Source organism: Shimia aestuarii, assembly GCF_900114635.1.
In the GTDB taxonomy this organism is placed as follows: Bacteria; Pseudomonadota; Alphaproteobacteria; order Rhodobacterales; family Rhodobacteraceae; genus Shimia; species Shimia aestuarii.
The window spans coordinates 249,064-274,324 of record NZ_FOTQ01000001.1 but is presented as its reverse complement, the minus strand read 5'-3'; the positions used below and the strand labels follow the sequence as shown (position 1 = coordinate 274,324).

Annotated in this window: 27 protein-coding genes; 7 read left to right on the top strand and 20 right to left on the bottom strand. The window is 60.4% G+C overall.

What is annotated here, in order from left to right; genetic code table 11:
- Positions 1 to 45 precede the first annotated feature (45 nt).
- The 4 genes from BMZ35_RS01370 to BMZ35_RS01355 all read right to left on the bottom strand — a co-directional run bounded on the left by BMZ35_RS01370 (position 46) and on the right by BMZ35_RS01355 (position 3,496).
- Entirely contained in the window at positions 46 to 324 is a 279-nt protein-coding gene (locus BMZ35_RS01370; protein ID WP_093090172.1) for an acylphosphatase, read from the bottom strand.
- 55 nt (positions 325 to 379) lie between these two features.
- Positions 380 to 721: an H-NS histone family protein gene (locus tag BMZ35_RS01365; protein WP_093090170.1), complete on the bottom strand. Its 342-nt coding sequence runs from the start codon at positions 719 to 721 to the stop codon at positions 380 to 382.
- 119 nt (positions 722 to 840) lie between these two features.
- Positions 841 to 2,808 carry a protein meaA gene (locus BMZ35_RS01360; protein WP_093090168.1) on the bottom strand — a complete coding sequence of 656 codons (1,968 nt, stop codon included), beginning with the start codon at positions 2,806 to 2,808 and terminating at the stop codon, positions 841 to 843.
- 94 nt (positions 2,809 to 2,902) lie between these two features.
- On the bottom strand, positions 2,903 to 3,496 hold the full coding sequence (locus BMZ35_RS01355; protein WP_093092456.1) for a GNAT family N-acetyltransferase: 594 nt from the start codon (positions 3,494 to 3,496) through the stop codon (positions 2,903 to 2,905).
- Positions 3,497 to 3,561: 65 nt separating this feature from the next.
- On the opposite strand from BMZ35_RS01355, the gene BMZ35_RS01350 reads away from it, so the two are divergent.
- The 6 genes from BMZ35_RS01350 (at position 3,562) to BMZ35_RS01325 (ending at position 10,486) form a co-directional block, all read left to right on the top strand.
- The gene (locus BMZ35_RS01350; protein ID WP_093090165.1) at positions 3,562 to 4,920 is read left to right on the top strand and encodes a 1-acyl-sn-glycerol-3-phosphate acyltransferase; all 1,359 of its coding nucleotides are present in this window, start codon (positions 3,562 to 3,564) and stop codon (positions 4,918 to 4,920) included.
- A gap of 156 nt (positions 4,921 to 5,076) precedes the next feature.
- Positions 5,077 to 6,366, top strand: coding sequence for a crotonyl-CoA carboxylase/reductase (gene ccrA / locus BMZ35_RS01345; protein ID WP_093090163.1), 1,290 nt, complete (start codon positions 5,077 to 5,079; stop codon positions 6,364 to 6,366).
- A gap of 379 nt (positions 6,367 to 6,745) precedes the next feature.
- Entirely contained in the window at positions 6,746 to 7,465 is a 720-nt protein-coding gene (locus BMZ35_RS01340) for a helix-turn-helix transcriptional regulator (protein WP_423227738.1), read from the top strand.
- Between the two features lie 88 nt (positions 7,466 to 7,553).
- On the top strand, positions 7,554 to 8,192 hold the full coding sequence (locus BMZ35_RS01335) for an acyl-homoserine-lactone synthase (RefSeq protein WP_093090161.1): 639 nt from the start codon (positions 7,554 to 7,556) through the stop codon (positions 8,190 to 8,192).
- A gap of 42 nt (positions 8,193 to 8,234) precedes the next feature.
- Positions 8,235 to 9,761 (top strand): ATP-dependent DNA helicase, encoded by a 1,527-nt coding sequence (locus BMZ35_RS01330; protein ID WP_093090159.1) that lies wholly within the window; start codon positions 8,235 to 8,237, stop codon positions 9,759 to 9,761.
- A complete protein-coding gene (locus BMZ35_RS01325) occupies positions 9,758 to 10,486 on the top strand; it encodes an SDR family oxidoreductase (protein WP_093090157.1) in 729 nt (242 codons plus the stop codon). The genes BMZ35_RS01330 and BMZ35_RS01325 overlap by 4 nt, the downstream gene beginning before the upstream one ends.
- Before the next feature lie 20 nt (positions 10,487 to 10,506).
- Here the strand turns inward: BMZ35_RS01325 and BMZ35_RS01320 are convergent, their stop codons facing one another.
- The 15 genes from BMZ35_RS01320 to trpS all read right to left on the bottom strand — a co-directional run bounded on the left by BMZ35_RS01320 (position 10,507) and on the right by trpS (position 23,966).
- Entirely contained in the window at positions 10,507 to 11,265 is a 759-nt protein-coding gene (locus BMZ35_RS01320; RefSeq protein ID WP_093090155.1) for a TIGR02186 family protein, read from the bottom strand.
- Between the two features lie 3 nt (positions 11,266 to 11,268).
- Positions 11,269 to 12,186: a sulfite exporter TauE/SafE family protein gene (locus tag BMZ35_RS01315; RefSeq protein ID WP_093090153.1), complete on the bottom strand. Its 918-nt coding sequence runs from the start codon at positions 12,184 to 12,186 to the stop codon at positions 11,269 to 11,271.
- A gap of 96 nt (positions 12,187 to 12,282) precedes the next feature.
- Positions 12,283 to 13,248: an ABC transporter permease gene (locus tag BMZ35_RS01310; protein WP_093090151.1), complete on the bottom strand. Its 966-nt coding sequence runs from the start codon at positions 13,246 to 13,248 to the stop codon at positions 12,283 to 12,285.
- On the bottom strand, positions 13,248 to 14,342 hold the full coding sequence (locus BMZ35_RS01305; RefSeq protein ID WP_093090149.1) for an ABC transporter permease: 1,095 nt from the start codon (positions 14,340 to 14,342) through the stop codon (positions 13,248 to 13,250). The genes BMZ35_RS01310 and BMZ35_RS01305 overlap by 1 nt, the downstream gene beginning before the upstream one ends.
- Positions 14,335 to 15,936 carry an ABC transporter ATP-binding protein gene (locus tag BMZ35_RS01300; RefSeq protein ID WP_093090147.1) on the bottom strand — a complete coding sequence of 534 codons (1,602 nt, stop codon included), beginning with the start codon at positions 15,934 to 15,936 and terminating at the stop codon, positions 14,335 to 14,337. Before BMZ35_RS01300 ends, BMZ35_RS01305 begins: the two co-directional genes overlap by 8 nt.
- Positions 15,933 to 16,289, bottom strand: coding sequence for a nuclear transport factor 2-like protein (locus BMZ35_RS01295; protein ID WP_093090145.1), 357 nt, complete (start codon positions 16,287 to 16,289; stop codon positions 15,933 to 15,935). Before BMZ35_RS01295 ends, BMZ35_RS01300 begins: the two co-directional genes overlap by 4 nt.
- A 79-nt stretch (positions 16,290 to 16,368) precedes the next feature.
- On the bottom strand, positions 16,369 to 17,358 hold the full coding sequence (locus BMZ35_RS01290) for a BMP family lipoprotein (protein ID WP_093090143.1): 990 nt from the start codon (positions 17,356 to 17,358) through the stop codon (positions 16,369 to 16,371).
- Positions 17,359 to 17,521: 163 nt separating this feature from the next.
- The gene (locus BMZ35_RS01285) at positions 17,522 to 17,935 is read right to left on the bottom strand and encodes a GNAT family N-acetyltransferase (protein ID WP_093090141.1); all 414 of its coding nucleotides are present in this window, start codon (positions 17,933 to 17,935) and stop codon (positions 17,522 to 17,524) included.
- Positions 17,932 to 18,519: a tRNA (adenosine(37)-N6)-threonylcarbamoyltransferase complex dimerization subunit type 1 TsaB gene (gene tsaB / locus BMZ35_RS01280; RefSeq protein WP_093090139.1), complete on the bottom strand. Its 588-nt coding sequence runs from the start codon at positions 18,517 to 18,519 to the stop codon at positions 17,932 to 17,934. Before tsaB ends, BMZ35_RS01285 begins: the two co-directional genes overlap by 4 nt.
- Before the next feature lie 74 nt (positions 18,520 to 18,593).
- The gene (locus BMZ35_RS01275) at positions 18,594 to 19,157 is read right to left on the bottom strand and encodes a NifU family protein (protein WP_093090137.1); all 564 of its coding nucleotides are present in this window, start codon (positions 19,155 to 19,157) and stop codon (positions 18,594 to 18,596) included.
- 363 nt (positions 19,158 to 19,520) lie between these two features.
- Complete coding sequence (locus tag BMZ35_RS01270; protein ID WP_093090136.1) at positions 19,521 to 20,072, bottom strand: hypothetical protein; 552 nt, start codon at positions 20,070 to 20,072, stop codon at positions 19,521 to 19,523.
- A gap of 193 nt (positions 20,073 to 20,265) precedes the next feature.
- Entirely contained in the window at positions 20,266 to 20,721 is a 456-nt protein-coding gene (locus BMZ35_RS01265; RefSeq protein ID WP_093090135.1) for a universal stress protein, read from the bottom strand.
- 66 nt (positions 20,722 to 20,787) lie between these two features.
- Complete coding sequence (locus BMZ35_RS01260) at positions 20,788 to 21,651, bottom strand: branched-chain amino acid aminotransferase (protein WP_093090134.1); 864 nt, start codon at positions 21,649 to 21,651, stop codon at positions 20,788 to 20,790.
- Between the two features lie 387 nt (positions 21,652 to 22,038).
- On the bottom strand, positions 22,039 to 22,710 hold the full coding sequence (locus BMZ35_RS01255; protein WP_165609979.1) for a class I SAM-dependent methyltransferase: 672 nt from the start codon (positions 22,708 to 22,710) through the stop codon (positions 22,039 to 22,041).
- 215 nt (positions 22,711 to 22,925) lie between these two features.
- The gene (gene trpS / locus BMZ35_RS01250; protein ID WP_093090132.1) at positions 22,926 to 23,966 is read right to left on the bottom strand and encodes a tryptophan--tRNA ligase; all 1,041 of its coding nucleotides are present in this window, start codon (positions 23,964 to 23,966) and stop codon (positions 22,926 to 22,928) included.
- A 74-nt stretch (positions 23,967 to 24,040) separates the two neighbouring features.
- Here trpS and BMZ35_RS01245 point away from each other — a divergent pair, with 74 nt between their 5' ends.
- Positions 24,041 to 24,727 carry a rhomboid family intramembrane serine protease gene (locus BMZ35_RS01245; RefSeq protein ID WP_093090131.1) on the top strand — a complete coding sequence of 229 codons (687 nt, stop codon included), beginning with the start codon at positions 24,041 to 24,043 and terminating at the stop codon, positions 24,725 to 24,727.
- Positions 24,728 to 24,730: 3 nt separating this feature from the next.
- Here BMZ35_RS01245 and BMZ35_RS01240 read toward each other — a convergent pair whose 3' ends face one another.
- Positions 24,731 to 25,249: an HdeD family acid-resistance protein gene (locus tag BMZ35_RS01240; protein ID WP_093090130.1), complete on the bottom strand. Its 519-nt coding sequence runs from the start codon at positions 25,247 to 25,249 to the stop codon at positions 24,731 to 24,733.
- Between the last annotated feature and the right edge of the window lie 12 nt (positions 25,250 to 25,261).

Genomic DNA, 25,261 nt, shown 5'->3' with positions numbered 1-25,261 from the left:
ACAAGATGAAGGCAAGCCGGGCCTTTGCGCAAGGGGGAAGGGGCGTCAGCGCAGGATGGAGAACCCAGTCAGGCTGTCGTCGGGCGTGGCCTTGGAGGATTGCACATCGCGCACCGAGGCGGCGGCAGGTCCGGACCAGAGATCGTTGAGCAGGGTTTCGACGTTGGTCTTGGGGCCTTGCACGAAAGCGCTGACCGAGCCGGTCGGGTCATTCTGCACCCAGCCTGCCAAACCCAGCGACCGGGCGCGGGATTGGGTCCAGTTGCGAAATGCGACGCCCTGAACCCGTCCGGTTATCTTTACGGAAAACGCTATGAAGGACATGGGGCACCTCTTGGTCTGATTGTGCCCCATGCCCCGAGTCGGAGCAAGCTGGGGATCAGAGTTCCATCTGGTCCGGTGTGATCCCGGCAGCCAGCGCCTCGTCAAACCACTTTGGTTTGCGGCCCTTTCCGGTCCAGGTGGTCGTGGGGTCTTGGGGATGAACGTATTTCGGGACACCTTTGGCCAGTGCGCCCTTGCGCTTGCCTGCGATGGAGGCAATTTCATCAAGTGTGTAGCCGTGTTTTTCGGCAGCTTCCCTGATGGCCTTGAGCGCGTTTTCCTTGCGTTCAGCTTCGAGTTTGAGCAATTGCGCGTCAATCCGCTCTTTGAGCGCGATCAATTCGTCGGCGGACATTCCATCCAGTTTCATGGCTTCCCTCTCGCTTGTTCCTTTCATGCTTTTTTCCAATATCGCCGAGTCGATATACAGGGGCCAATTTGTGTCAGTCCGAAAAAAGGCCCTATTCGGTATCCGAATAGAGCCAATTAGAATTAGTTTGATGCGCTTTGGCGTCTTTATTCGGCGGCTACTGCCTTGGGATCTGCCAAAGTTACGATATCCATCATGATCGTATTCAATTCGAAATCTTTCGGCGTATAAACCCGTGCCACACCCATGGCGCGCAGACGGTCGGCGTCTTCGTCGGGAATAATGCCGCCGACGATGACCGGCGTATCGCCCAGCCCTTCGTCGCGCATACGTTGCATCAGGTCTTCAACCAGCGGGATATGGCTGCCGGACAGGATCGAAAGCCCGACGACATGTGCCTTGTCCTCGAGAGCCTTGGCGACGATTTCCTCGGGCGTGAGGCGGATGCCGTCATAGGTGATGTCCATGCCGCAATCGCGGGCCCGGAAGGCGATCTGTTCGGCGCCGTTGGAGTGACCGTCAAGACCGGGTTTGCCGATCACGAACTTGAGGCGGCGGCCCAGTTTGTCCGAGACCGCGTCGACGGCGGTGCGGATATCGTCCAGCCCTTCGGTCTTGTTCGAGGGCGATCCGGACACGCCGGTGGGGCCACGGTATTCGCCATGGATGACGCGCATCTGCGCGGCCCATTCCCCGGTGGTGACACCGGCCTTGGCGGCGGCGATCGACGCGGGCATAACGTTTTGCCCGGCTTGCGCGGCGGCGCGCAGGTCGGCCAACGCCTTTTCGACGGCGGTGCTGTCGCGCTCGGCGCGCCATGCGTTCAGGCGGTCGATCTGTTCCTGTTCCACGGCGGGGTCCACCACCATGATGCCGCCATCGCCGGTCATCAGCGGCGAAACTTCGCCCTTCTGAAACTTGTTCACGCCGACGACCACGGTTTCCCCGGCTTCGATCCGGTTCAGGCGGTCCGCGTTGGAATCGACAAGGCGGGACTTCATGTAGTCGATTGCGTCGATGGCGCCGCCCATGCTTTCGAGATTGGCGAGCTCGTGGCGGGCGCCTTCCTTCAATTCCTCGACCTTACGGTCAACGGCGGGATTGCCGTCGAACAGGTCGTCATATTCCAGAAGGTCGGTTTCAAAGGCCATGATCTGTTGCATGCGCATCGACCATTGCTGGTCCCAGGGGCGGGGCAGGCCAAGGGCCTCGTTCCATGCGGGAAGCTGAACCGCGCGGGCGCGGGCCTTTTTCGACAGGGTCACGGCCAGCATCTCGATCAGGATGCGGTAGACGTTGTTTTCGGGCTGCTGTTCGGTCAAGCCGAGCGAGTTGACCTGAACACCATAGCGGAAGCGGCGGAATTTCGGGTTGTCGACGCCATAGCGGGTTTCGAGGATCTCGTCCCAGAGATCGACGAAGGCGCGCATCTTGCACATTTCGGTGACGAAACGGATACCGGCGTTGACGAAGAACGAGATACGGCCCGCAAGCGCCGGGAAGTCTTCTGCGGGAACGCGCGGTTTCAGCGCATCCAGCACGGCGATGGCTGTGGCGAGGGCAAAGGCCAGTTCCTGTTCGGGCGTCGCGCCGGCCTCTTGCAGGTGATAGGAACACACGTTCATCGGGTTCCATTTCGGCACGTTGGTATAGCAATACTCGGCCACGTCCGCGATCATCTTGAGCGATGGGGCGGGCGGGCAGATATAAGTGCCGCGCGACAGGTATTCCTTGATCAGGTCGTTCTGGACGGTGCCCTGAAGCTTGGAAACGTCGGCGCCCTGCTCTTCGGCCACGGCGATGTAGAGCGCCAGAAGCCACGGGGCGGTGGCGTTGATCGTCATCGAAGTGTTCATCTGTTCGAGCGGAATCTCGTCAAACAGGGTGCGCATGTCGCCGAGGTGGCAGACGGGCACGCCCACCTTGCCCACTTCCCCGCGCGACAGGACGTGATCGCTGTCATAGCCGGTCTGGGTGGGCAGATCGAAAGCCACCGAAAGACCGGTCTGACCCTTTTCAAGGTTGGAGCGATAAAGCGCGTTGGACGCCTTGGCGGTGGAATGGCCGGCATAGGTTCGGATGAGCCAGGGGCGGTCTTTCTGCGTCTGCGACATGGAGCGTCCTCATGAATCGGTTGGGCAATATTGTTGCGTCAGAGCGTAGATATGCGAAATATCATGTGCAAGTCAATTCGCTGCATTGCGGCAATTATGCTGCGACCACACATACCATCTTCGTCGCGCTTCTGAAGCCAAAGATATGTCGCAAAGGGCCGATATGCTCGGTTTCGCCTGCGACAAAACCTTCGCGTTCGTAAAGGGCACGGGCGCGCGGGTTGGAATCGATGACGTCCAGCCGGACGAAGGAGAGACCTCGGTCGCGGGCTTCGGCCTTGATGGCGGTGAGCAGCGCGGTCCCCGCCCCGCGCCCGCGCGCCTCGGGGGCGACAAATATCCCGTCCAAAAGAAGGGTATCGGTAACGGTGTCGCGTTCCAGCAGGGAGAGCACGCTCGCGCGCCAAAGCGCACCGACCCAGCCATAGACCTGGGCCATGTCACGCAAGGACCCGCCGACCAGCGCGCCGGAGGCCGTCTTGAAACCGACAACCCCCAGCAGAGTGCCGGTGTCGTCGCGGGCGGTCAGGGCGAATTCCGGGTCGAGGACAGAAGTGAAGAACGCGAGCGCGCGCGCGCGCGGGCGCATCACGGGGCCAAGCTTGCCCGAAAAGGCATCCCAATAGAGACGGGCCACGGTGTCCCGTTCTGTTTCGCAAAAGCCACGGGTGATCGTTAGCGCGTGCATGGGGGCTGCCTGTTTTTCATGCGTTTTGATATTTACCTTGCCGCGTTGCATTGCAAGAGTTGCCCATGGGCTCGACCGTAGAACTTCCCCTTTGGCTTTTTGTCCTGATCCTGCTGTTTGCAGCGGTCACGGCGGCAAGTCACCTGCTTTTCCCCTCGGTGCGCTGGTTTTTCCGGCGCCGGATGGAGAAAGCCGTTGCGCAGCTTAATACGCGGCTTGAGCGTCCGATCGAGCCGTTCAAGCTGGCGCGGCGTTATGACATGATCCAGCGGCTGATCTATCAGCCCGACGTGGCACAGGCGGTGGCCGATCATGCCGCCGAGCAGGGCATTCCCGAAAACGTCGCCTTTGAAGAGGCCAAGCGCTATGCGCGGGAGATCGTACCGTCCTTTTCGGCCTCGGCCTATTTCGGGGTGGCGATCAGGCTTGCCAGGTTCCTGAGCACGGCGCTTTACCGGGTGCGGCTGGGACATTTTGATGAGTCGGGGCTTAAACATATCCCGACGGACGCGACGGTGGTTTTCGTGATGAACCATCGCAGCAACATGGATTATGTGCTCGTGACATATCTTGCTGCCGAACGCTCGGCGCTGGCCTATGCGGTGGGGGAATGGGCACGGGTCTGGCCGCTCAGCCGACTGATCAAGGCAATGGGCGCCTATTTCATCCGGCGCAAATCACGCAATACGCTCTATCGCAAGGTGCTGGCGGCCTATGTGCGGCTGGCCACGCAGGGCGGGGTGACGCAGGCGATGTTCCCCGAGGGGCGGCTGAGTCTGGACGGGGCGCCGCAAGAGCCAAAGATGGGATTGTTGAAATACATCACCGACGGGTTTGATCCGGAGGCGCGCGACGTGGTGTTCGTGCCGGTGGCACTGAACTATGATCGGGTACTGGAAGATCGCATCCTGCTTGAGGCGCTGGCGCGCAACGGGCGTGGGTTCCATGCGCGTATCAGCGTGATCTCGGGTTTCTTCCTCAAGCAGATCTGGTTGAGAATCCGGGGCAAGTATCACAAGTTCGGCTATGCGGCGGTGAGCTTTGGGCATCCCTTGTCGCTCAAAACCTTTGCCGCGCATCATGTCGGCGACATCGCCGAACCATTGGCCGAGGAACTGATGCACCGGATCAATTCGGTCGTGCCGGTGCTCCCGGTGCCATTGGTCGCGGCGATCATCGAGGATGGTGAGAACCCGCTGTCGCGCGCGGCGATCGAGGCCGCTTTCGCGACGTGGGTGATCAAGCTCAACAAGGCGCATGTGCACCTGCCGCGCGATGACATGAGCTATGCGGTCGAGGTCGGGCTGCGCACGCTTGAAGAACGTCGCATGATTCTCAGATGCGAAGGCTGTTACCGGGTGAACCCGGAGCAAACGCAGGCGTTGGCCTTTTATGCGAACTCGATCCGGCATCTTTTGATGTGATTTTGCAGGTGCAGCAGAATTTTCTGCAACCGCTGGGTCATAAAATTACAAAATCACCCCAAATGTGGTTGCAATATTACAAGGCCGTGGATATTCCATGTTTCAGACGCCGCGATTCTGCGTTGCGGCGAAACAGGACATTAACAGGAGGCAATCATGGCTCTGGATACCGATAGCGCCATTGCAGCGTACGACGCGCCGAAGAAAGATCTTTACGAAATCGGGGAAATGCCCCCGCTGGGTCATGTGCCGAAGCAGATGTACGCCTGGGCGATCCGCCGTGAGCGCCACGGCGAGCCGGAACAGTCGTTCCAGATGGAAGTTGTGGACACCTGGGAAGTGGACAGCCACGAGGTTCTGGTGCTCGTGATGGCCGCAGGCGTGAACTATAACGGTGTCTGGGCAGGTCTCGGCAAGCCGATCTCGCCGTTTGACGTGCATGGCCAAGATTACCACATCGCCGGTTCCGATGCCTCGGGCATCGTTTGGAAAGTTGGCGACAAGGTGAAGAACTGGAAAGTGGGCGACGAGGTTGTCATTCACTGTAACCAGGATGACGGTGACGACGAGGAATGCAACGGCGGCGACCCGATGTTCTCTCCGACGCAGCGGATCTGGGGCTATGAGACCGGCGACGGCTCGTTTGCCCAGTTCACCAAGGTGCAGGCCCAGCAGCTGATGCCGCGCCCCAAGCACCTGACCTGGGAAGAGAGCGCGTGCTACACGCTAACGCTGGCCACCGCCTACCGGATGCTGTTCGGCCACCACCCGCACGAATTGCGGCCCGGTCAGAACGTTCTGGTCTGGGGTGCTTCGGGCGGTCTGGGGTCTTATGCGATCCAGCTGGCCAACACGGCGGGCGCCAACGCGATTGGTGTGATCTCGGACGAGAGCAAGCGCCAGTTCGTGATGGATCAGGGCGCCAAGGGCGTGATCAACCGCAAGGACTTCAACTGCTGGGGCCAACTGCCCACGGTGAACAGCCCCGAGTATAACGAGTGGCTGAAAGAAGCCCGCAAGTTCGGCAAGGCGATCTGGGACATCACCGGCAAAGGCGTGAGCGTCGACATGGTATTCGAACATCCGGGCGAGGCGACCTTCCCGGTGTCGACCTTGGTGGTGAAAAAGGGCGGGATCGTCGTGATCTGTGCCGGTACCAGCGGCTTTAACACAACCTTTGACGTGCGTTACATGTGGATGCACCAGAAGCGCCTGCAGGGCTCGCACTTCGCGAACCTGAAACAGGCTGCTTCGGCCAACCGCCTGATGATCGAGCGCCGTCTTGATCCCTGCATGTCGGAAGTCTTTGCCTGGGACGAGATCCCGGCAGCCCACACCAAGATGCTCCGCAACGAGCACAAGCCGGGCAACATGGCTGTTCTGGTTCAGGCGCCGAAAACCGGCCTGCGCACTGTTGAGGACGTGCTGGAAGCCGGCAAGAAGTAACGAACGCCGAAAGGCGCGGGTTCACACCCTTTCGAATCACCCCCGAATCGCGTTGCGGTCCGGGGGTGTTTTTTGTTCTGAGACCGGCTGTGTTTGAGTTCAAAGCCTTGCCCATCCCATCCCTCACCATTTCGGGGGAGAGAAAATCAGTGAATATCTTAACGTGGGGCACTCGTGCTATGCTTGTATTAACCTTTCATTAACCACTGATAACGAGAGTCAAATATGAAATACGACTGGATACTCGACGTTCTCGCGGACTTACGGACCTTTGCTCAGGCGAACGGTTTGGACGGATTGGCAGACCAGCTGGATGATACAAGGCTGGTGGCCGCGACCGAGATCGTGTCGATGGCTGAAAGGGCAGGGACAGCGCGGCATGGGGATGATGCAACGACGGGAACACATACTGGAGGAGTTGGAACACGCGCAAGAGCTTGACGCGCTGCAAATCGCGATCGAGGAGCTGAGAGACCATTTCGGTGTCGACCACATGGTCTATCACTGGGTCAGCGCCAATGGGGATCAATACGGCTGCGGGACTTATTCCGACGCCTGGCGCGACCGCTATATCGAGCAGGATTACATCCGAACGGATCCAGTGATTGTTGGGTGTTTTCAACGATTTCATCCGGTCGACTGGAAGCGGTTGGACTGGTCTGGCAAGGCGGCGCGCGCGTTTCAGCGCGAAGCCATCACTCACGGGGTCGGCAATCAGGGGTTTTCAATTCCGATCCGCGGACCGAACGGTCAATTCGCCTTGTTCACGGTCAGCCACCATTGCGACGACGATACTTGGGCCACATTCACGGATGCCAACCGGCGCGATCTGATCCTGATCGCGCATGAGTTCAACCAGAAAGCTTTGGAATTCGAGCCGGGGCGCGCGCCGGAGCAGGCCCGCGCCCTGTCGCCGCGCGAAGTGGACGCGATGACGCTTATTGCGATTGGCTATTCCCGGGCACAGGTGGCTGAAACACTGTCGATCTCAGAGCATACGCTGCGGGTCTATATCGAAAGCGCGCGCTTCAAGCTGGGGGCGCTCAATACAACCCACGCGGTCGCCAAGGCGCTCAGTCGAGGCCTGATCGTCATATGAAAAGGTTAACGCACCGAGCCAAGCGTTAGGATGGCTTTAAGGGATGTTCTCTATTTGTTTCTCTGCTCGAAAGGGAAGGGATGCCAGAATGCTCCGTTATATCTATGCCAATGATCTTCATAAGTTTCCGAAGCTGAAACGGGACATGTTCCGTGACCGTGCGGATCAGTTCAAGACGCGTCTCGAATGGGACGTTCACGTCGATGACAAGGGGGAAGAGCGCGACGAATATGATGCGCTGAACCCGCTTTACGTGATCTGGGAAAAGGCCGATGGTGGCCATGGCGGGTCGATGCGGCTTTTGCCGACGACTGGGTCGTGCATGGTGAACGACCATTTCCTGCACCTAACCGATGGCGTGCGGATCGAAAGCCCGTTGATCTGGGAATGCACCCGGTTCTGCCTGGCTCGGGATGCGGAACCGCGCACCGCAGCGGCCTTGATGCTGGGCGGTGGCGAGGTGATGACCGGTTTTGGGGTCGAGCATTACGTGGGTGTGTTCGATGCGCGCATGGTGCGGATTTACCGGCTGATCGGCTCGTCGCCCGAGGTGCTTGGGTCCGAAGGGCAGGGGCGTGAACAAATCAGCGTTGGCCTCTGGAGCTTCACGGAAGAGGCGCGCGCCAAGGTGGCGCGGCGGGCAGGCATTGACCCGGCGCAATCGCGCGCTTGGTTCGAGGAAGCGTTCGGTAGCGATCAGGTTGAGCAATTCGCACAAAGCGCTTGATCTGCGCTGGCAGAGGGCGTGGCGCGGCTGTAGGGTCGCGCCATGACACCAAACGCGCTCACCCTCAGCCATGATCAGGCAGACGCCTATGACTCTATCTCCGAGATGCTGCGCAATGTTGGCGTGGACATCGAGGAGGGGATACTGACGCCACCGCAGGAAGGTCGGGAAGCGGTCGCGGCGGTGATGGGCAAGGCTGGATCTGGCAAAACGCTGTTACTTGCCGAGTTGGTCAAGGCACTGGACGAGGCCGGGGTCGACATCGTGTCGGGGGATTACGAGGGGCGCAGGCGCAAGGACCGGCGCACGCTGGCGATTCTGGCCCCCACCAACAAGGCGGCCAGCGTCTTGCGGATGCGGGGCGTGCCGGCGACGACGATTCACCGGATCATCTATACCCCCGTCTATGACCCGGAATACGAAAAGATCGCGGATTGGCTGGCCGGGAATGGCGAGCAGCCCGAGATCGAGGGGCTGACCGAAGAGGCGCTCGAGCGCGCGGCGGCGTTTTACAAACAGCATAAATCCATCCCCGGTGCTTTGGCGGCGGCGGGTTTGCGCGGGTCGGATTTCATCACTGGCTGGAAGCGGCGGGATGAGCCGCTCGATATCGGGTTTGTCGATGAAGGCTCGATGCTGGATGACAAGCAATTCGAGGATCTGAAAGAGATTTTCTCGACGCTGGTTCTGTTTGGCGACCCGGCGCAGCTTGCGCCGGTGAACCAGTCCGGTGCCATGGTGTTCGACAAGCTGCCCGAGAAATCCAAGCACATGCTGCACCGGATTCACAGGCAGGACGCGGATAACCCGATCCTTGATCTGGCCCATGCGCTGAGCGATCCGCAGCTTGAGTTCCACGATTTCGAGCGCATGGTGGAAGAAACAGCGCGCAAGGATGACCGGGTGGTTTGGGCACAGCGGGTCGAGGTGGACCTGATGGCGCGCTCGCCGGTTCTGGTTTGGCGAAACGCAACGCGGATTCGTCTGATCAATGCGTTTCGGCAGGTGCATGGCGCGCCGGAAGACGCGTTGCTCGAAGGAGAGCCGCTGATTTGCGACGGGATCGAGCTGCCGCTCAAGCATCGCAAGAAGCGGTTGGACCTTGAGGCGCGTGGGCTGATCAAGGGGGCACAGGTCATTTATTTGGGGCCGGGGCGCAAGCCGGGGTTTTCGCGTCTGCATGTGATGGGCGCCGAAGATCCGCGCGTATCCGCGGCGTCGATCGTCAAGATCGAACTTCCGGATGAGGAAGAGCCGTTCATCCCCTATGCCGCGCGCATGGGGGCGACGTTTTTGCATGGGGCGGCGGTGACGATCCACAAGGCGCAAGGGTCGCAATGGGACAACGTGCAGGTCTTTGCACCTGACCTGTTCGTGGCGGCGCGCATGGGGCGGGTGGAGGCGGGGCAACCCCTGTGGAAACGGCTGGCCTATGTAGCGATCACGCGGGCGTCCGAGCGGCTTTACTGGGTGGTGCGCAACCGGTTGGCCAAGCCGACCGGACCGCTCCGGGTGGATGATCTGACCGTGGCGCCTGTGCCCCTGGTTTTGCAGGAGGAAGAGCAATGAAATCCATTCTGATTACAGGTGCGAGCCAGGGGATTGGCCGGGCAACGGCCGAGGTGTTTCTCGACGCGGGATGGCGCGTGGGTCTGGTGGCGCGCAGTGTGGAGCCGCTGGAAGCGATGGCGGCGAAACATGCGGGCGCTGTGGCGCTGCCGGCAGATGTGACTGATCCGCAGGCGATGGAGGCGGCGTTTGAGGTCTTCGTGAAGGAGGCCGGGCGGCTGGACGTGTTGTTCAACAATGCCGGGATGTTTGGCAAGCCGGGGGCGATTGATGCGCTGGAGGTCGAGGATTTCGACGCGGTTGTGAACGTCAACCTGCGGGGCATGTTCATCGCGGCGCGGCTTGCGTTCAGACAGATGCGAACGCAGGACCCGGCGGGTGGGCGGATTATCAACAACGGGTCGATTTCCGCGCATGTTCCGCGCGAGGGGTCGGTCAGCTATACGACGACGAAACACGCGATTACCGGGCTGACCCGGAGTCTGTCGCTGGACGGACGCCCGCTTGGGATCGCTTGCGGGCAGATCGACATCGGCAATGCCGAAACGGACATGGTGGCGGAGCTGAACGCGCGCCTGAAGGCGGAAGGCAAGGACCCAAATCCCACCATGAATGTGGGGGACGCGGCGCGGTCGGTGCTGCACATGGCCGAGCTGCCGCTCAATGCGAATGTGCAGTTCATGACGGTGATGGCCACGCAGATGGCCTATATAGGGCGCGGCTAGGCCTGGCGAAAAAGGGCTTGTTACCCCTGACGGAGCAGGCGGAAGGCAGCCGAAGCGCCCCATCCCGCGGCGATGGCAATGGCAAGTGACATCAGCCCGTAGATCAGCGGTTTCTGGCGGGACAGGTCATAAAGCCAGCGCTCGAGCCCGACCTTGTCCACGTCGATCGTGGTTTCCAGCTGGGACACCACCTCGCCGCCACGGGTCAGGAAGATGCGAGTGGGATATTCGCCTTCGGTGAGGTTGGCGGGCATCTTGATCGAAGTTCGGAACAGGGTCTGTTCGTCGACCTGCACCGCTTGTTCCAGTCGCTGGTATAACCCCTGGTCCTTGCGAATACGGATCAGAGCCCGCGTAAAGTTCTGTGAATCTTCGATGGAAGACGGTGCTCCGACCGAGCGAATAGCGCGCTCGATCGAGACACTGTGGCGTTGGTCCTCGACATTGGAGAGGGTGTCATGGAAGGAGGCCGAGGTGGCCACGGCGTAGAAGGTTGGGGCTGCATCAACCTCGACCGTGTCCGTATTTACCCAGATGCCGAAGCGGCGTTCCTTGCGGCGCACGGTGATCGGTTCAGACGGGCCAGAGACCGTGATGACGACTTCTAGGGGGGGCGCGGGCTTGATCGGCTCTTCTCGTTTGACCGCGCCGAAGATCAGGATTTCCGAGCCGTCAAATGTGGCGGTGATGGCAACCTTGTCCTGGCTGAGTCCAAGCACCACCTCTTCCGCGGAAAGCGGCAGGGCGGTGAGCAGCAGAAGAACGAGGGCGCGCAGCATGGATCAGTGCCCCCCCGGCGCGCCGAGCGAGTAGAGCTCGGATGGTTGAAGGAGCAGATCGAGCGCAAGCTTGGCGCAGACCAGGATCACCATGAGGGCCAGCAGGATGCGCAGTTGTTCGGCCTTGAGGTAGGTGCCGATCCGGGTGCCGATCTGGGCACCAATCACGCCGCCGACCAGAAGGAGCACGGCCAGCGCGATATCCACGGTGAAGTTGGTGGTGGCGTGCAAAAGCGTGGTGAAGCCGGTCACGAAGATGATCTGGAAGAGCGAGGTGCCGACCACCACCTTGGTGGGCATGCCCAGAAGATAGATCATCGCAGGCACCATGATAAATCCACCGCCCACGCCCATGATCGCGGCAAGGATGCCCACGGCGACACCTACAAGGACTGGCGGGATCACGGAGATATAAAGGCCCGAAACGCGGAAGCGCATCTTGAAGGGCAGGCCGTGAATCCAATTGTGTTTCTTGCGTTTGACCGGGCCGGAATTCTTGCGCGACTTGCGGATCGCGTTGAGGCTTTCGACGAACATCAGGCTGCCGATCACGCCGAGGAAAACGACGTAGCAGAGCCGCACAAGGAGATCGACCTGTCCAAGGGATTTCAGGTAGTTGAAGACCACGACGCCAAGCGCGGCACCTATGAGGCCGCCGACAAGCAGCACGCAACCCATCTTGAGATCGACGGTTTTTCGTTTGAAATGGGCCAGGACGCCGGAAAAGGACGAAGCGACGATCTGGTTGGCTTCGGTGGCCACGGCGACCGCTGGGGGGATGCCAATAAAGAATAGAAGCGGCGTCATCAGGAAGCCGCCACCCACGCCGAACATGCCCGACAGGATCCCAACCATGCCCCCGAGCCCCAGCAAGAGGAAGGCGTTGACGGAGACTTCGGCAATCGGGAGGTATATCTGCATGTTTTTTGATACTGTTAGCACACGCAGAAAATCAACCTGCCAGCGCTCAAATTTGCTGGCAGGTCTGAAATCTTTTCGTGATCTGGACTTATCGGTCTAGCGTTCCTTGACATAAGGTTCGCCACCGGCGCGCGGCGGGATGGCACGTCCAACGAAACCGGCGAGAATCACCACGGTCAGAATATAGGGCAGGATGTCCATGAACTGGACCGGGATGACGAAGTTTCCAAGCTCGATATTCTGGTAGCGCAGGGCGATGGCCTGCAGGAAGCCAAAGAGCAGGGTGGCCGAGAGCGCATACCATGGGCGCCACTTGGCAAAGATCAGTGCGGCGAGCGCGATAAAACCGCGCCCTGCGGTCATGTCTTTGACGAAACCGGCCTGAAGCGCGGTGGCGAGATAGGCTCCGGCAATGCCGCAGAGTACGCCGCAGATCATTACGGCCGCATAGCGCAGGCCAACAACCGAGACACCGGCGGTGTCCACAGCGGCGGGGTTTTCCCCGACGGCGCGCAGACGCAGGCCAAAGCGGGTGCGGAACAGGACCCACCATGTCAGCGGAACGCAGGCAAAGGCGACGTAGACCAGAAGCGAATGTCCAGACAGCAGTTCCGAATAGATGGGACCGAGGATCGGAACATTTTCAAGAGCGTCCGCAAAGGGGAAGGTGATCGGGCCGAAACGTGCCTCGTCCGGGAGCGAGGGCGTGCGCCCGCCCTGTTTGAACCAATCCTGCGCAACAAGCACGGTCATGCCTGCAGCAAGGAAGTTGATCGCCACGCCGGAAATGAGCTGATTGCCCCGGAAGGTAATCGAAGCCAGCCCGTGCACCACTGAAAGCACCAGTGAACTGGCGATGCCCGCGAGCAGGCCAAGCCAGACGGAGCCCGTGGAATAGGCGATGGCCGCAGAGAAGAACGCGGCAAAGAGCATCTTGCCTTCAAGCCCGATGTCGAAGATGCCCGCGCGCTCGGAATAGAGTCCGGCAAGACAGGCCAGCAGGAGCGGGGTGGCAAGGCGAATGGTGCTGTCCAGAATCTGGATGATAGTCAGGAAATCCATCACGCGTCCCTCCGGCGCAGGGCAAGGAAGAGTTTTTCAAGCGGCATGCGCACCATGTTGTCGAGCGCTCCGGTAAAGAGGATCACCAGCGCCTGTATGACGACGATCAATTCGCGCGGGATATTGGTCCAGAGGGCAAGCTCGGCGCCGCCCTGATAGAGGAAACCAAAAAGGATGGCGGCGAGGAAGACGCCGAACGGGTGCGAGCGGCCCATGAGCGCCACGGCGATGCCGATAAAGCCCGCGCCTTCGGTCGAGTTCAGGATCAGGCGTTCGCTTTCGCCCATGGTGGTGTTGATCGACATGAGGCCCGCCAGCGCGCCCGAGATCAGCATGGCGATCACGGTGATGCGCACAGGGCTGATCCCGGCATATTTGGCGGCAGATTCCGAATGTCCGAAAGCACGGATTTCATAACCCAGCCTTGTGCGCCAGATCAGATACCAGACCAACACGCAGGCGGCGATGGCGATGAAGAAGGTCACATTGGCCGGGGCGCCGCGGAACATGATGTTGTCAGCGGTCGAGAACATGTCGCGGAACGTGGGCAGATGGGTGGCCTCGGGGAATTTGGCGGTGGCCGGGTCCATCGCGCCGACGGGACGGAGCATGTTGACCAGAAGATAGTTCAGCACCCCGGCGGCGATGAAGTTGAACATGATCGTGGTGATCACGATATGGCTGCCGCGCCTGGCTTGTAGGATGGCCGGGATATAGGCCCACGCCGCGCCGAAAAGAGCTGCGCCGACGGTTGCGCCAATGATGGCGAGCGACCAGTGCGGCCACGGGATGTAGAGGCAGGCAAGGGCCACGCCAAGCCCCCCCAGCATGGCTTGTCCTTCGCCGCCGATGTTGAACATGCGGGCGTGAAAGGCCACGGCCACGGCGAGGCCAGTGAACATGAAGTTTGTCGCGTAATAGAGCGTATAGCCCCAGCCGGCAGAGCGCATCAGCGCGCCCTGAACCATGAGGTTGAAAGCATCGATCGGGTTCTCGCCGATCGCAAGGATCACGAGGGCGGACAGGATCGCGGCAAGGATGAGGGAGATCAGCGGGATCAGGACCACGTCGGCCCATTGGGGCATCTTATCCATTGGCTTCGCCCTCCCGTTCCTGTTCTTGCAGCGCGAATTGCTGGTCCACCACCTTGGCGAGGTCGCCTTCGGGTTCCTGGGTAATCCCGGCCATCATCAGGCCAAGTTCTTTTTCGTCGGTCTGGTCCGGGCTGCGTTCACCCATGATATGCCCGTCAAACATCACTGCGATGCGGTCGGACAAGGACAGGATTTCATCAAGTTCCACCGAGACCAGAAGGATCGCCTTGCCCTGATCACGCAGGTTGACGATCTGTTGGTGAATGAACTCGATGGCGCCGATGTCCACGCCGCGTGTCGGTTGGCCGACAAGCAGGAGGTCGGGGTTGCGTTCGATTTCGCGGGCCAGAACGATCTTTTGCTGGTTGCCGCCGGAAAAGTTCTTGGCGGCCAGTTTGGGATCGGGGGGGCGGACGTCGAAACGCTCCATCTTGGCTTCGGCTTCGGTCTGAATAGCGGCGTTGTCCATCAGGATGCCGGATTGGTATTCAGGGTTGCGGTGATAGCCAAACACTGTGTTTTCCCAAGCGGTATAGTCCATGATCAGGCCTTCGCGCTGTCGGTCCTCGGGGACGTGGCAGATGCCCGCTTCGCGCCGGGCCTGCCCATCGGCCCCCAGCCCCGAAAGCGGGATCTCGGTGCCGTTCATGCGGATCGTGCCGGTGCCCTCGGCAAAGCCGCCAAGCACTTCGAGCAGTTCGGATTGGCCATTGCCCGCGACCCCGGCAATGCCGACGATTTCACCCGCACGCACGGTGAGGTCGATGCCCTTGACCCGTTCGACGCCCTTGTCGTCGATGACGCGCAGGTTTTCCACCTCAAGCACCACCTCGCCCGGCGTGGCCGGTTTCTTGTCGACGCGCAGCAGTACCTTGCGTCCCACCATGAGTTCGGCGAGTTCCTGCGGGCTTGTGTCGGAGGTTTTGACCGTGGCGGTCATCTGGCCACGCCGCATCACGGAAACGGTGTCGGTGATTTCCATGATCTCGCGCAGTTTATGCGTGATCAGGATGATGGTTTTGCCTTCTTCGCGCAGCCGGTCGAGGATGCGGAAGAGCTGATCCGCCTCGGCCGGGGTCAGCACGCCAGTCGGTTCGTCGAGAATGAGGATATCGGCCTGACGATACAGCGCCTTGAGAATCTCGACCCGCTGTTGGTGGCCCACGGAGAGGTTCTCGATCAGCGCGTCGGGATCGACGTTAAGCTCGTATTCTTCGGCGAGATGCTTGAGCTCCTTGCGGGCCTTGGCAAGCGAGGGGCGCAAAAGGCGGCCATCCTCGGCCCCGAGGATGATGTTTTCCAGAACGGTGAAGTTCTCGACCAGTTTGAAATGCTGAAATACCATGCCGATCCCGGCAGAGATCGCGGCCTGGCTGTCGGGGATCAGGGTCTTCTGACCCTTGATGAAAATCTCACCCGCATCGGCCTTGTAAAAGCCGTAGAGGATCGACATCAGCGTCGATTTACCGGCGCCGTTTTCGCCGATAATGCCGTGGATCGTGCCCGGCTGAACAGAGATCGAAATGTCCTTGTTAGCCTGGACGGGGCCAAAGGCCTTGGAGATGCCTTTGAGTTCGATGGCGGGGGCTGTCATTCCGGCTCTCCCAATCCGACAAAACCGATGAGGCGCTTGAGGCGCGACTGGTTGTCGAGGTCTATGAAATACTGGCCGTGCTGCGTCATGCCGTTGGGCATGGCGAATTCCACGGTGGCGCGGTGATGTGCGCCGGTTGTGCTGTGATGCGCGACGCGGGCGGTCGCGCCGGGGGCCTGCGCCGAATACATCGCGACATAGTCGATCAGCGCTGCAACCGAGGTCAGAGCTTCGGGCGTGCGCGGGTCCAGATAGGTGATGTCTTCGCAGAGGGTCTCGCGCAGGGTCGCGGCGCGGGTGTCCGGGTCGCTGTCGCCCCAGGCTTGAAAGAAGCGGTGGATTGCGTCTGACATCGCAATGTCCTTGCAAGAAGGGCCGCGCCGCCATGGCACGGCCCTGTTTTCAGGTGCTAAGGCTCTGATCGCCCGTGGATTATTCCACCGGGCAGGTGTTGTCCGACATGTAGTCATGCACGGACAGCGCGCCGCTGGAGATCGCTTCCTTGGCCTTGTCCACTTCACGCTTCATCGGGCCGGTCACGAGGGCTTCGTTGTGCTGGTCGAGCGCATAGTCGATGCCGCCATTGGCCACGCCCATCACATAGATGCCCATGTCGAGGTTGTCGCCCTCTTTCATGGCTTCGTAAACGGCGTTGTCCACGCGTTTCATCATCGAGGTCAGAACCTTGCCCGAGTGCAGGTAGTTCTGGTTGCTGTCCACGCCGATCGACAGGATGCCTTCGTCGGCTGCGGTCTGCAGAACGCCGACGCCGGTGCCGCCCGCCGCAGCATAAACCACGTCAGCCCCTTGGCTGATCTGGGCCTTGGTCAGTTCCGAGCCCTTCACCGGGTCGTTCCAGGCCGCCGGGGTGGTGCCGGTCATGTTCTGGATCACGGTGGCATCCGGGTTCACCGCCTTGACGCCCTGCACGTAGCCGCAGGCGAATTTGCGGATCAGCGGGATGTCCATGCCGCCGATAAAGCCGACCGTGCCGGTTTTCGAGGCCATCGCCGCCATCATGCCGACGAGATAGGAACCTTCATGTTCGTTGAAGACAACCGAGCGCACGTTGGGAGCATCCACCACCATGTCGATGATGGCAAACTTGGTATCCGGGTAATCGGGGGCAACTTCGGAAAGCACGTTGCCAAAGGCAAAGCCGGTCATCACGATCGGGTTGTTGCCCGCTTCGGCGAAGCGGCGCAGGGCCTGTTCACGCTGGGCTTCGGACTGAAGCTCGATTTCGCGGAAGCTGGTGCCGTGCTCGCCCGCCCAACGCGCCGCGCCGTTATAGGCGGCTTCGTTGAACGACTTGTCAAACTTGCCGCCGAGGTCGAAAATCAGGGCCGGTTCCGCAACAACAGCGCCCGCCGACAGGGCAACAGCAGCAGCGGCCCCCAGGAATTTTTTCATCAGGGTCATGGATATCTCCCATATGTTGAACGGCTGGTCGTTTGCAGGTGCCAGCCCTTTAATCGTGTTGATCCTGACAGATCACCCCGTAAGTAAGGCCGCAGTGCGGCGGGGGGGTCAACCTGTTTTTGACCATATGGCCGAGAATCTTGGCCCTGCGGGAGGGGTGACTTTAGGTCAGGTCCTTGTCCATGAGGCAGGCCGAAACACGGGTGCCGTCGGACTTGGCGTAATAGTATGGGCGGCGGCCCGATACGACGTAACCGGCCTTGGAATAAAGGCCCATTGCGGCGGTGTTGTCCTCGGCGACTTCGAGAAAGGCGCGGGTGGCGCCGCGCGTGCGTGCGCTGTCTTCAAAGGCGCTCAGCAGGCGGTGGCCGAGACCGTCGCGGCGCGCGTCTGGGTGCACGGCAATGGTCAGGAGTTCGGCCTCGTCCGCGACCACGCGGCCGATGGCGAATCCGTCTTGTTCCACGCAGGAAAAGACATGCGGTGAGTTGAGAAGGGTGGAAAACTCTTCGGCTGTCCACGCGCGGGTGTCGGCAAAGGCCGCTGCATACAGACGGGCCAGCGCTTGGGGTGTCATTCGAGGATCACCGGGGCCGGATCGCGTGGCGGGGCGGCATCGGCGGGCTTGATATAGAGCGGGGCCGGGCGTGGGATGTCAGAGCCATGGCGCGTGGCGGCGCAGCGGGCGATGTTTTCGACCAGCCGGTCGGCAGGCGGGGGCATGTGCACGGGCAGCTTTGTGTCGAGTGGCGCCTTGAGCAGCGCCGGAGCCTCCATGTCGGGGGACACGACATAGAATTGGTCGCGCGGGGCCGGGACGGCTGCGATATGCGGGCTGGGGTGGTCGCGCGAAAGTGCTTCGAAGGTTGATACACCCACGGCGGGGATGCCGAGGCCAAGGGCGAGGCCACGCGCGCAGGAGACGGAGATGCGGATGCCGGTGAAGTTGCCGGGGCCAATGCCGACGCCGATGGCGTCCAGCGCTTGCCATGTGACACCTGCCTCTGCCAGCAGCTCTTCGAGCAGGGGCATGAGCCGTTCCGCCTGACCGCGCTTCATGTCTTCGCACACTACGGCAAGAACGTCGGGGCCACGCAGCAGGGCGGCGGCAACGGCGGGGCCGGACGTGTCAAAGGCGAGGATCAGGGGTGTGTCGGTCATAGGGTGGGTCAAAATCAAAGGGACGGCGCCGGATGGGCGTCGTCCCGATTGTGTGGATCAGCGCATGGGTGGCCTCAGACGGCGACCGGGCGCACCTCGGTCACTTCGGGGATGTAGTGGCGCAGCAGGTTCTCGATGCCCATCTTGAGGGTCAGGGTCGAGGACGGGCAGCCCGCGCAGGCGCCCTGCATGTGCAGGTACACGACGCCGCGATCAAAGCCGTGGAAGGTGATGTCGCCACCGTCCTGCGCCACGGCTGGGCGGACGCGCGTATCCAGCAACTCTTTGATCTGGCCGACGATTTCACCGTCTTCACCGTGATGTTCGGCATGGCCCGAGGATTGGGCCGCGTCGCCTGCCATCACCGGTTGGCCGGATTGAAAATGCTCCATGATCGCGCCGAGAATGGCGGGTTTAATATGATCCCATTCCACCGCGTCTTCTTTGGTCACGGTGACAAAATCCGTACCGAAGAACACGCCCGCAACGCCCTTGACGTCAAAAATGCGCGTTGCCAGCGGCGAAGCCGAAGCGCCGTCTGCGGTGGGGAAATCGGCGGTGCCCATTTCCAGAACGGTCTGGCCGGGAAGGAATTTCAGGGTGGCCGGGTTCGGGGTGGACTCGGTTTGAATGAACATCTGGTATTCACCTTTTATCGCTTGACAAAAGATATGCGCCTCCGGCCCCGAAGTGTCAAGGTTTAGAATGGTTCTAAGGGTGCGCACGGGGAAATGGGTGGTTTGGGGCGAATCATGGTTAACGCCCTTGTTTTACGGGGAATGGCCTATCGGTGGCGCGTCGGTATCACGTCGGTATTGTGTCGGTGCGGGTTTGACGGATTGCGGAGATTAACGGGGCGTGCGGGAGGGCTTCTTTCAACCATGCAGGAAAGCGTGGCGTTTGGTTTCGTTGCCCGGATTGGCAGAACTGTACCCCCCTGTGACGGCGACCGGTCGTTGCGTATCCAATAAACGGGCTGACGCTGAAGCACGGCTAACCGATCAAAAAGTCGCCATGCAGTCGCGCGCCCGGTCGATGGCGTTCTTGGGAGTTTTGACTTTTACCGTCATGGAACGGGGGGAGCCCCGGAACGCAACGAATTCGCGGGCCTCTTCAAGGTCGTTCACAAAATTCGGATTGTCGAAGACGATGTATCCGCCCTTGAGCCCACCCGAAATGGCGCGGGATTCGGTGATCGCGTTTCCGACATAGAGCTTGTCGTTCAAAGCAATCGTGATTTCGTGCGCGCCTTCTGGGGGCTCGTAGCCCTTTACGAAGGCGCCGAGATAGCCGGAGTTCTGGTCGGGCGTCAAACCGGCTTGCACAACGCTGTTTTCGCTGCGCCATTCGATAAAGCAGGATTGCCGCGTATTATTTTTAAAGATCGTCCAGAACTTGGCGCTCCAATAGGTTTCAATGGCGTCGCCCTTGGTGGGCAGCACGGTTTCGTCCGCGGCGTAGGCCAGCGAGGCCGCCATCATCATGGAGGCTGCGGCAACTCCGGAAAAAAGTGTTTGAATCGGTTTAAGGTTTTTCAAAAGTGTTTCCTCCATTAGTGCGCAAATTGATGAATGGCGCCGGCCCTTATGACCAACCCCGACAGCGTGATATGAGTCGAGGCTAGGGGAAGACCTGCGTTCGGTCCATCACTTAAGACGCGCGCATTTTGTGGAGGTGCCTCGGGTATCAAGCACTTCAGGATTTGTTTCGAGCATTTCCCGAACAGTGACCATGGGTCGCGCAGCGTCACGTCACCGCTTCAAGCTGTTCCTTGGACAGATCGCCCGGCACGATGGTGATCGGGACAGGAAGGCTGCCGGAGTTGCGGGAGAGCTGGGAGACCAGCGGGCCGGGGCCCTTGCGGTCGGTGCCGGCGCCGAGCACCAGCACACCGATGTCGCGGTCTTCCTTGATCTCGGCCAGAATCTCGGACACGGCTTCGCCTTCGCGGATTTTCAGCTCGGGATCCACGCCCTGACGGTCGCGCATCCATTTGGCGAAGACTTCGAAATGCACCTCGATGCGCTCGCGGGCTTCTTCGCGCATGATGTCGCCGACGCCGATCCAGTGATTGAATTCCTCGGGCGGAATGATCGACAGGATCTTGACGCCGCCCCCGGTGTTGGAGGCACGCATGGCGGCGAACCGCATCGCGTTGAGGCATTCGCGGCTGTCATCCAGCACGACCAGAAACTTACGCATGATCCCCTCCGTTTGCAGCGGATCATGGCCGCTTCAGCGGTGTTCCGCAACAGGTGTTTGCCCGGTTCAGCCGTTCGAAACGGCCCAGTCCCAATACATGTCGCGCACGCGGCGGGTGATGGGGCCGATCTGGTACTGGCGATCCTCAAAGGCGGTGACGGGCGTGACCTTGTTCATGTTGCCGGACATGAAGACCTCGTCGGCTGCATCGAAATCGGCAAAGCCAAGGACCGTTTCATGCACAGTGACCCCGTCGGCGCGCAGGTTCTTGATGTGCCGGGCGCGGGTGATCCCGGCAAGGAAGGTGCCGTTGGGGATCGGGGTGAAGACCTCGCCGTCCTTGACCATGAAGATATTTGCGGTGGCGGTTTCGGCAACGTTGCCCATGGCATCGGCGACGAGCGCGTTGGCAAAACCCTTGGAGCGCGCTTCGGACAGCATGCGGGCGTTGTTGGGATAGAGGCAGCCTGCCTTGGCATTGACCACGGCGTCTTCGAGCACGGGGCGGCGGAAACGGGTGCGCGTGAGGGTGGCACTGGCTTCGGGCTGGGCCATTGGGATCTGTTCGAGACAGATGGCAAATCCGGTTTCTTCCTGATCCGGCACGATGGCGGTGACGTCGCCCCCGATGCCCCAGTACATCGGGCGGATGTAGACGGCGGCGTCCTTGTCATAGGCTTTGACGCCTTCGCGGACGATCTCGACCATCTCTTCGGTCGACACGGTCGGCTTGAGCATCAACGCCTCGGCAGAGCGGTTGGCGCGGGCGCAATGTTTGTCGAGATCGGGCATCAAACCGCCCACGAACCGCGCCCCGTCAAAGACGCCAGAGCCAAGCCATGCGCCGTGATCGGCGGCGCGCATGATCGGGACATCGCCGTCATGCCAAGCGCCGTCAAAATAGGTTCGGATATTGGTGCCAACTGCCATCTGGTATTCTCCCTCGCTCTCGGGTGGCGAGACTACGTCCGGTCGGGCAGGAGGTCCACAAGGAAAAGCCCCCTCGGGCTGGGGAGACCGAGGGGGCGAAAGATCAGGTGCTGAAAAAGAATGTACCAAAGTCGTTTTGTGGTTTCAGGTGAGTGCCGCAATAGACACCCGGTATGTAAGGAGAGGTTAACGGATGGATGCGACAGATTCGTGAAGATTTGTGCCGCGGTGCGGAAAGTTCGGTGCCTAGGCTGGATATGGGCGCGTCCAGCATGTGATTGCATTAAAAACAGGCAAAAAAGAAACGACTCAGAGGACCTTGAGCCTGTACCGATGAAGGAAGGTCGCCGTGAGAAACTGATGCGATCCAAGGGCGACAAGCTGCGCCTATTGGGTCAATGAATAATGGAAAGCCGTGCAAGGTTGATGCAGAACAACACGACCTTCGCGGGATTCCTTCACCCGGTTGAAAGTGTCCTCGATATCCGCAGAATTGGCTTCATATGCTTGTCTGCGCTCGGGGTCCGGAAGAATGATCTTCTCGACAAAAAACTCAAAAGTTGGGTATTCGCGGGTCAGGACATATTGCTTCATGTCGACCAGTTGAAACCCATGTCTTCCGTCAAGTCCGGTCAGCAGCGCGTGTGAGTTGGTGCGAACCTCGGTTTCATCCTCTACCAAACGCACAACATCGAACATCGTCCCATATGGATGCGGCTCCACAATGTGCAGGCGTCCAGTGGGTTTGAGGACCCGATGAAACTCTTCCAGGGCCTCGGATTGCACATTTGATGGGACGTGATGGAGCGAAAAAAACAGGCAAACAAGATCTTGGGACTTGTCACCGAGGGGAAGATCTTCGGCGGCTCCAAGTTTTACATCAATTGTCCTTGGCAAGCCTGTCAGAGCCTTGGCGACCTTGATGGGGTCGACCTCGATGGCCGTGACGGTTGCGCCAGCGGCATCCAACTCGCGAGAATATACGCCATCACCTGCACCCACGTCGGTGATTATGAGCCCTTGGAGCGGGCGGAGTGACTTTAAGTGGTCAATATGCATGCGCCATGTTCTGACTTCCGTTTCGGAACCAGAATTTTCTGACAGGATAGCATATTTCGTGTGCCCTGTCTTCTTGGGCGCCCGTTCTGAAACTCTGCAGGTCCCGGAAAAGTCAGCAGGCCGCGGAGTCGCGGCCTGCTCATGTTTACAAGTTAGTGTAGCTCCACAGCGGACCAAGTAGGCATCGCCCTCGATCAGCATCCAGCATTCTTTGGTCAGGTCGACGAGATCATGCCGACGATGTCGTAGGTCTTTTTCAGGATTGGCGCCGCGATTTCACGGGCCTGCTGAGCGCCGTGGCCAAGGATGCGGTCGATCTCGGCCGGGTCCTGCATCAGGCGGGCCATTTCGGTGCTGATCGGGGCCAGCTTTTCCACGGCGAGGTCCGAAAGGATTGGCTTGAACTCGGAGAATTGCTTGCCGCCCATCTCGCGCAGCACCGCATCGACCGATTGCTCGGCCAGTGCGGCGTAGATGTTGACGAGGTTGCGCGCTTCGGGGCGGTCCTCAAGACCCTTTTCCTCGGAGGGCAGCGCGTCGGGGTCGGTCTTGGCCTTGCGGATCTTCTTGGCGATGGTGTCGGCGTCATCCGTCATGTTGATGCGGCTGGCATCGGACGGATCGGATTTTGACATCTTCTTGGAGCCGTCACGCAAGCTCATTACGCGCGTCGCAGCACCCTCGATCACCGGTTCGGTGATGGGGAAGAAGTCGACGCCATAATCGTGGTTGAACTTGATCGCGACGTCGCGGGTCAGTTCGAGGTGCTGTTTCTGGTCATCGCCCACGGGCACGTGGGTGGCGTGGTAGACGAGGATGTCAGCGGCCATCAGCGCAGGATAGGCCAGCAGGCCCAGAGAGGCGTTTTGCTGGTTCTTGCCAGCCTTGTCTTTCCACTGGGTCATGCGTTGCATCCAGCCCATGCGGGCGACGCAGTTGAAGATCCATGCCAGTTGTGCGTGTTCGGCCACTTGCGACTGGTTGAACAAGATGGATTTGTTCGGGTCGATTCCGGCGGCGATGAACCCGGCGCAAAGCTCGCGCGTGGCGCGGCGCAGCTTGTCGGGGTCTTGCCAGACGGTGATCGCATGCATGTCGACCATACAATAGACGGTCTCGTGGGAGCCTTCGTTCTGCATGTCGACAAAGCGCTTCATCGCGCCAAGGTAATTGCCCAGCGTCAGGCCGCCCGAGGGTTGGATCCCGGAAAAGACGCGTGGGGTAAAGGTGGAGGACGTTTGGACCGCCTCGTTCATGGGGAATACTCCGTCTGGATTTATGGTCGGTGTTGCCTTACCCATGGGGCAAATCGCCGTCAAGGAGCGTGGACATGAGCAGCCCCCAAGAGCCCGGACCGATCAACCCGTTGCCGCCTGTCGTTGTGGCGCTTTTCCTTGTGATCGTGGGGATTGAGGCCGCTTTCTGGCTTGGGTCCAAGGGCATGGTGGGCGGGCCGGAAGCCGTAGGATGGCGGTTGGGTGCGATCCAGAAATATGCGTTTTCCACCGATATTTTCCAATGGATGCTGACCAACAACCGCTGGCCAACCGAGCACCTGTGGCGGTTCGTGACCTATCTTTTTATCCATGGCAATTTCACTCACACCCTGTTTGGCGCGGTGCTTTTGCTGGCGATGGGCAAGATGGTCGGTGAAGTGTTTTCGCAGGCCGCCACGCTGGTCGTGTTCATCCTCTCGGGGGGTGTCGGGGCGCTGGGCTATGCGCTGATCACCGGGGCGTCGATGCCGTTGATCGGGTCTTATCCCGGCGTCTACGGGTTGATCGGCGCGTTCACCTTTCTGATGTGGGTGCGTCTGGGGGTGATCGGTGCGCCGCAGGCGCGGGCGTTTACTCTGATCGGGATGCTGGTCGCGATCCAGCTGGTCTTTGGCCTGCTCTTTGGTGGAACGCCGAGCTGGGTTGCCGATGTCTGTGGCTTTATTGCCGGGTTCCTGTTGTCATTCCTGCTGGTTCCCGGCGGGTGGCGGCGGATCAGGGAACTGATCCGCCACGACTGAGGCTCAGGTTTCGATCTTCTTGCCGATCATGGCGAGCGCGATGGCGCTGATGCCGTTGGACAGAAGCTCAATGCCCAGCAATACGCCCAGCACGACTGCGGCCGATTGCGGGAAGTTCGACAGCACCATTACACCCAGCACAATCGACACCAGGCCCGAGATCATCATCGCACCGCGCAGGCTGCCTTCTGTATTGGCAAAGCCGAACCATGCCTTGAAGATGCCCGAGGCCAGAAACATGATCCCGGCAATCATCGTCAGGGTGATCATGCCGCGCAGCGGTTCGGCGACAAGGTTGATGCCGATAAACAATGCGATCAGGCCGAGCAAGGCGCCCAGCACCTTGTTGCCGGCCCCTTCGGCACGTAGCCCGGCAATAAGCTGCAGAAATCCGAGGATGAAAAAGCTCCATCCCGTGATCAGTGTGGCCACGACCGAGGCCCCAAAGGGGTTGAGCAGGGCGACGATCCCGGCCACGAGGGACAGGATGCCGACCAGCATCATGATAATCCAGTTAGACATACTCGCTCTCCA

Coding starts and splice junctions, on each gene's coding strand:
- BMZ35_RS01360 (WP_093090168.1), bottom strand. CDS start 2,808: ATGTCGCAGACGCAGAAAGACCGCCCCTGGCTCATCCGAACCTATGCC.
- BMZ35_RS01270 (WP_093090136.1), bottom strand. CDS start 20,072: ATGGAGGAAACACTTTTGAAAAACCTTAAACCGATTCAAACACTTTTT.
- BMZ35_RS01265 (WP_093090135.1), bottom strand. CDS start 20,721: ATGCGTAAGTTTCTGGTCGTGCTGGATGACAGCCGCGAATGCCTCAAC.
- BMZ35_RS01255 (WP_165609979.1), bottom strand. CDS start 22,710: ATGCATATTGACCACTTAAAGTCACTCCGCCCGCTCCAAGGGCTCATA.
- trpS (WP_093090132.1), bottom strand. CDS start 23,966: ATGAACGAGGCGGTCCAAACGTCCTCCACCTTTACCCCACGCGTCTTT.
- BMZ35_RS01320 (WP_093090155.1), bottom strand. CDS start 11,265: ATGCTGCGCGCCCTCGTTCTTCTGCTGCTCACCGCCCTGCCGCTTTCC.
- BMZ35_RS01355 (WP_093092456.1), bottom strand. CDS start 3,496: ATGCACGCGCTAACGATCACCCGTGGCTTTTGCGAAACAGAACGGGAC.
- tsaB (WP_093090139.1), bottom strand. CDS start 18,519: ATGACCGACACACCCCTGATCCTCGCCTTTGACACGTCCGGCCCCGCC.
- BMZ35_RS01330 (WP_093090159.1), top strand. CDS start 8,235: ATGACACCAAACGCGCTCACCCTCAGCCATGATCAGGCAGACGCCTAT.
- BMZ35_RS01240 (WP_093090130.1), bottom strand. CDS start 25,249: ATGTCTAACTGGATTATCATGATGCTGGTCGGCATCCTGTCCCTCGTG.
- BMZ35_RS01245 (WP_093090131.1), top strand. CDS start 24,041: ATGAGCAGCCCCCAAGAGCCCGGACCGATCAACCCGTTGCCGCCTGTC.
- BMZ35_RS01260 (WP_093090134.1), bottom strand. CDS start 21,651: ATGGCAGTTGGCACCAATATCCGAACCTATTTTGACGGCGCTTGGCAT.
- BMZ35_RS01315 (WP_093090153.1), bottom strand. CDS start 12,186: ATGCAGATATACCTCCCGATTGCCGAAGTCTCCGTCAACGCCTTCCTC.
- BMZ35_RS01365 (WP_093090170.1), bottom strand. CDS start 721: ATGAAAGGAACAAGCGAGAGGGAAGCCATGAAACTGGATGGAATGTCC.
- ccrA (WP_093090163.1), top strand. CDS start 5,077: ATGGCTCTGGATACCGATAGCGCCATTGCAGCGTACGACGCGCCGAAG.
- BMZ35_RS01300 (WP_093090147.1), bottom strand. CDS start 15,936: ATGACAGCCCCCGCCATCGAACTCAAAGGCATCTCCAAGGCCTTTGGC.
- BMZ35_RS01275 (WP_093090137.1), bottom strand. CDS start 19,157: ATGTTCATTCAAACCGAGTCCACCCCGAACCCGGCCACCCTGAAATTC.
- BMZ35_RS01305 (WP_093090149.1), bottom strand. CDS start 14,342: ATGGATAAGATGCCCCAATGGGCCGACGTGGTCCTGATCCCGCTGATC.
- BMZ35_RS01285 (WP_093090141.1), bottom strand. CDS start 17,935: ATGACACCCCAAGCGCTGGCCCGTCTGTATGCAGCGGCCTTTGCCGAC.
- BMZ35_RS01290 (WP_093090143.1), bottom strand. CDS start 17,358: ATGACCCTGATGAAAAAATTCCTGGGGGCCGCTGCTGCTGTTGCCCTG.
- BMZ35_RS01335 (WP_093090161.1), top strand. CDS start 7,554: ATGCTCCGTTATATCTATGCCAATGATCTTCATAAGTTTCCGAAGCTG.
- BMZ35_RS01325 (WP_093090157.1), top strand. CDS start 9,758: ATGAAATCCATTCTGATTACAGGTGCGAGCCAGGGGATTGGCCGGGCA.
- BMZ35_RS01370 (WP_093090172.1), bottom strand. CDS start 324: ATGTCCTTCATAGCGTTTTCCGTAAAGATAACCGGACGGGTTCAGGGC.
- BMZ35_RS01310 (WP_093090151.1), bottom strand. CDS start 13,248: ATGGATTTCCTGACTATCATCCAGATTCTGGACAGCACCATTCGCCTT.
- BMZ35_RS01350 (WP_093090165.1), top strand. CDS start 3,562: ATGGGCTCGACCGTAGAACTTCCCCTTTGGCTTTTTGTCCTGATCCTG.
- BMZ35_RS01340 (WP_423227738.1), top strand. CDS start 6,746: ATGGGGATGATGCAACGACGGGAACACATACTGGAGGAGTTGGAACAC.
- BMZ35_RS01295 (WP_093090145.1), bottom strand. CDS start 16,289: ATGTCAGACGCAATCCACCGCTTCTTTCAAGCCTGGGGCGACAGCGAC.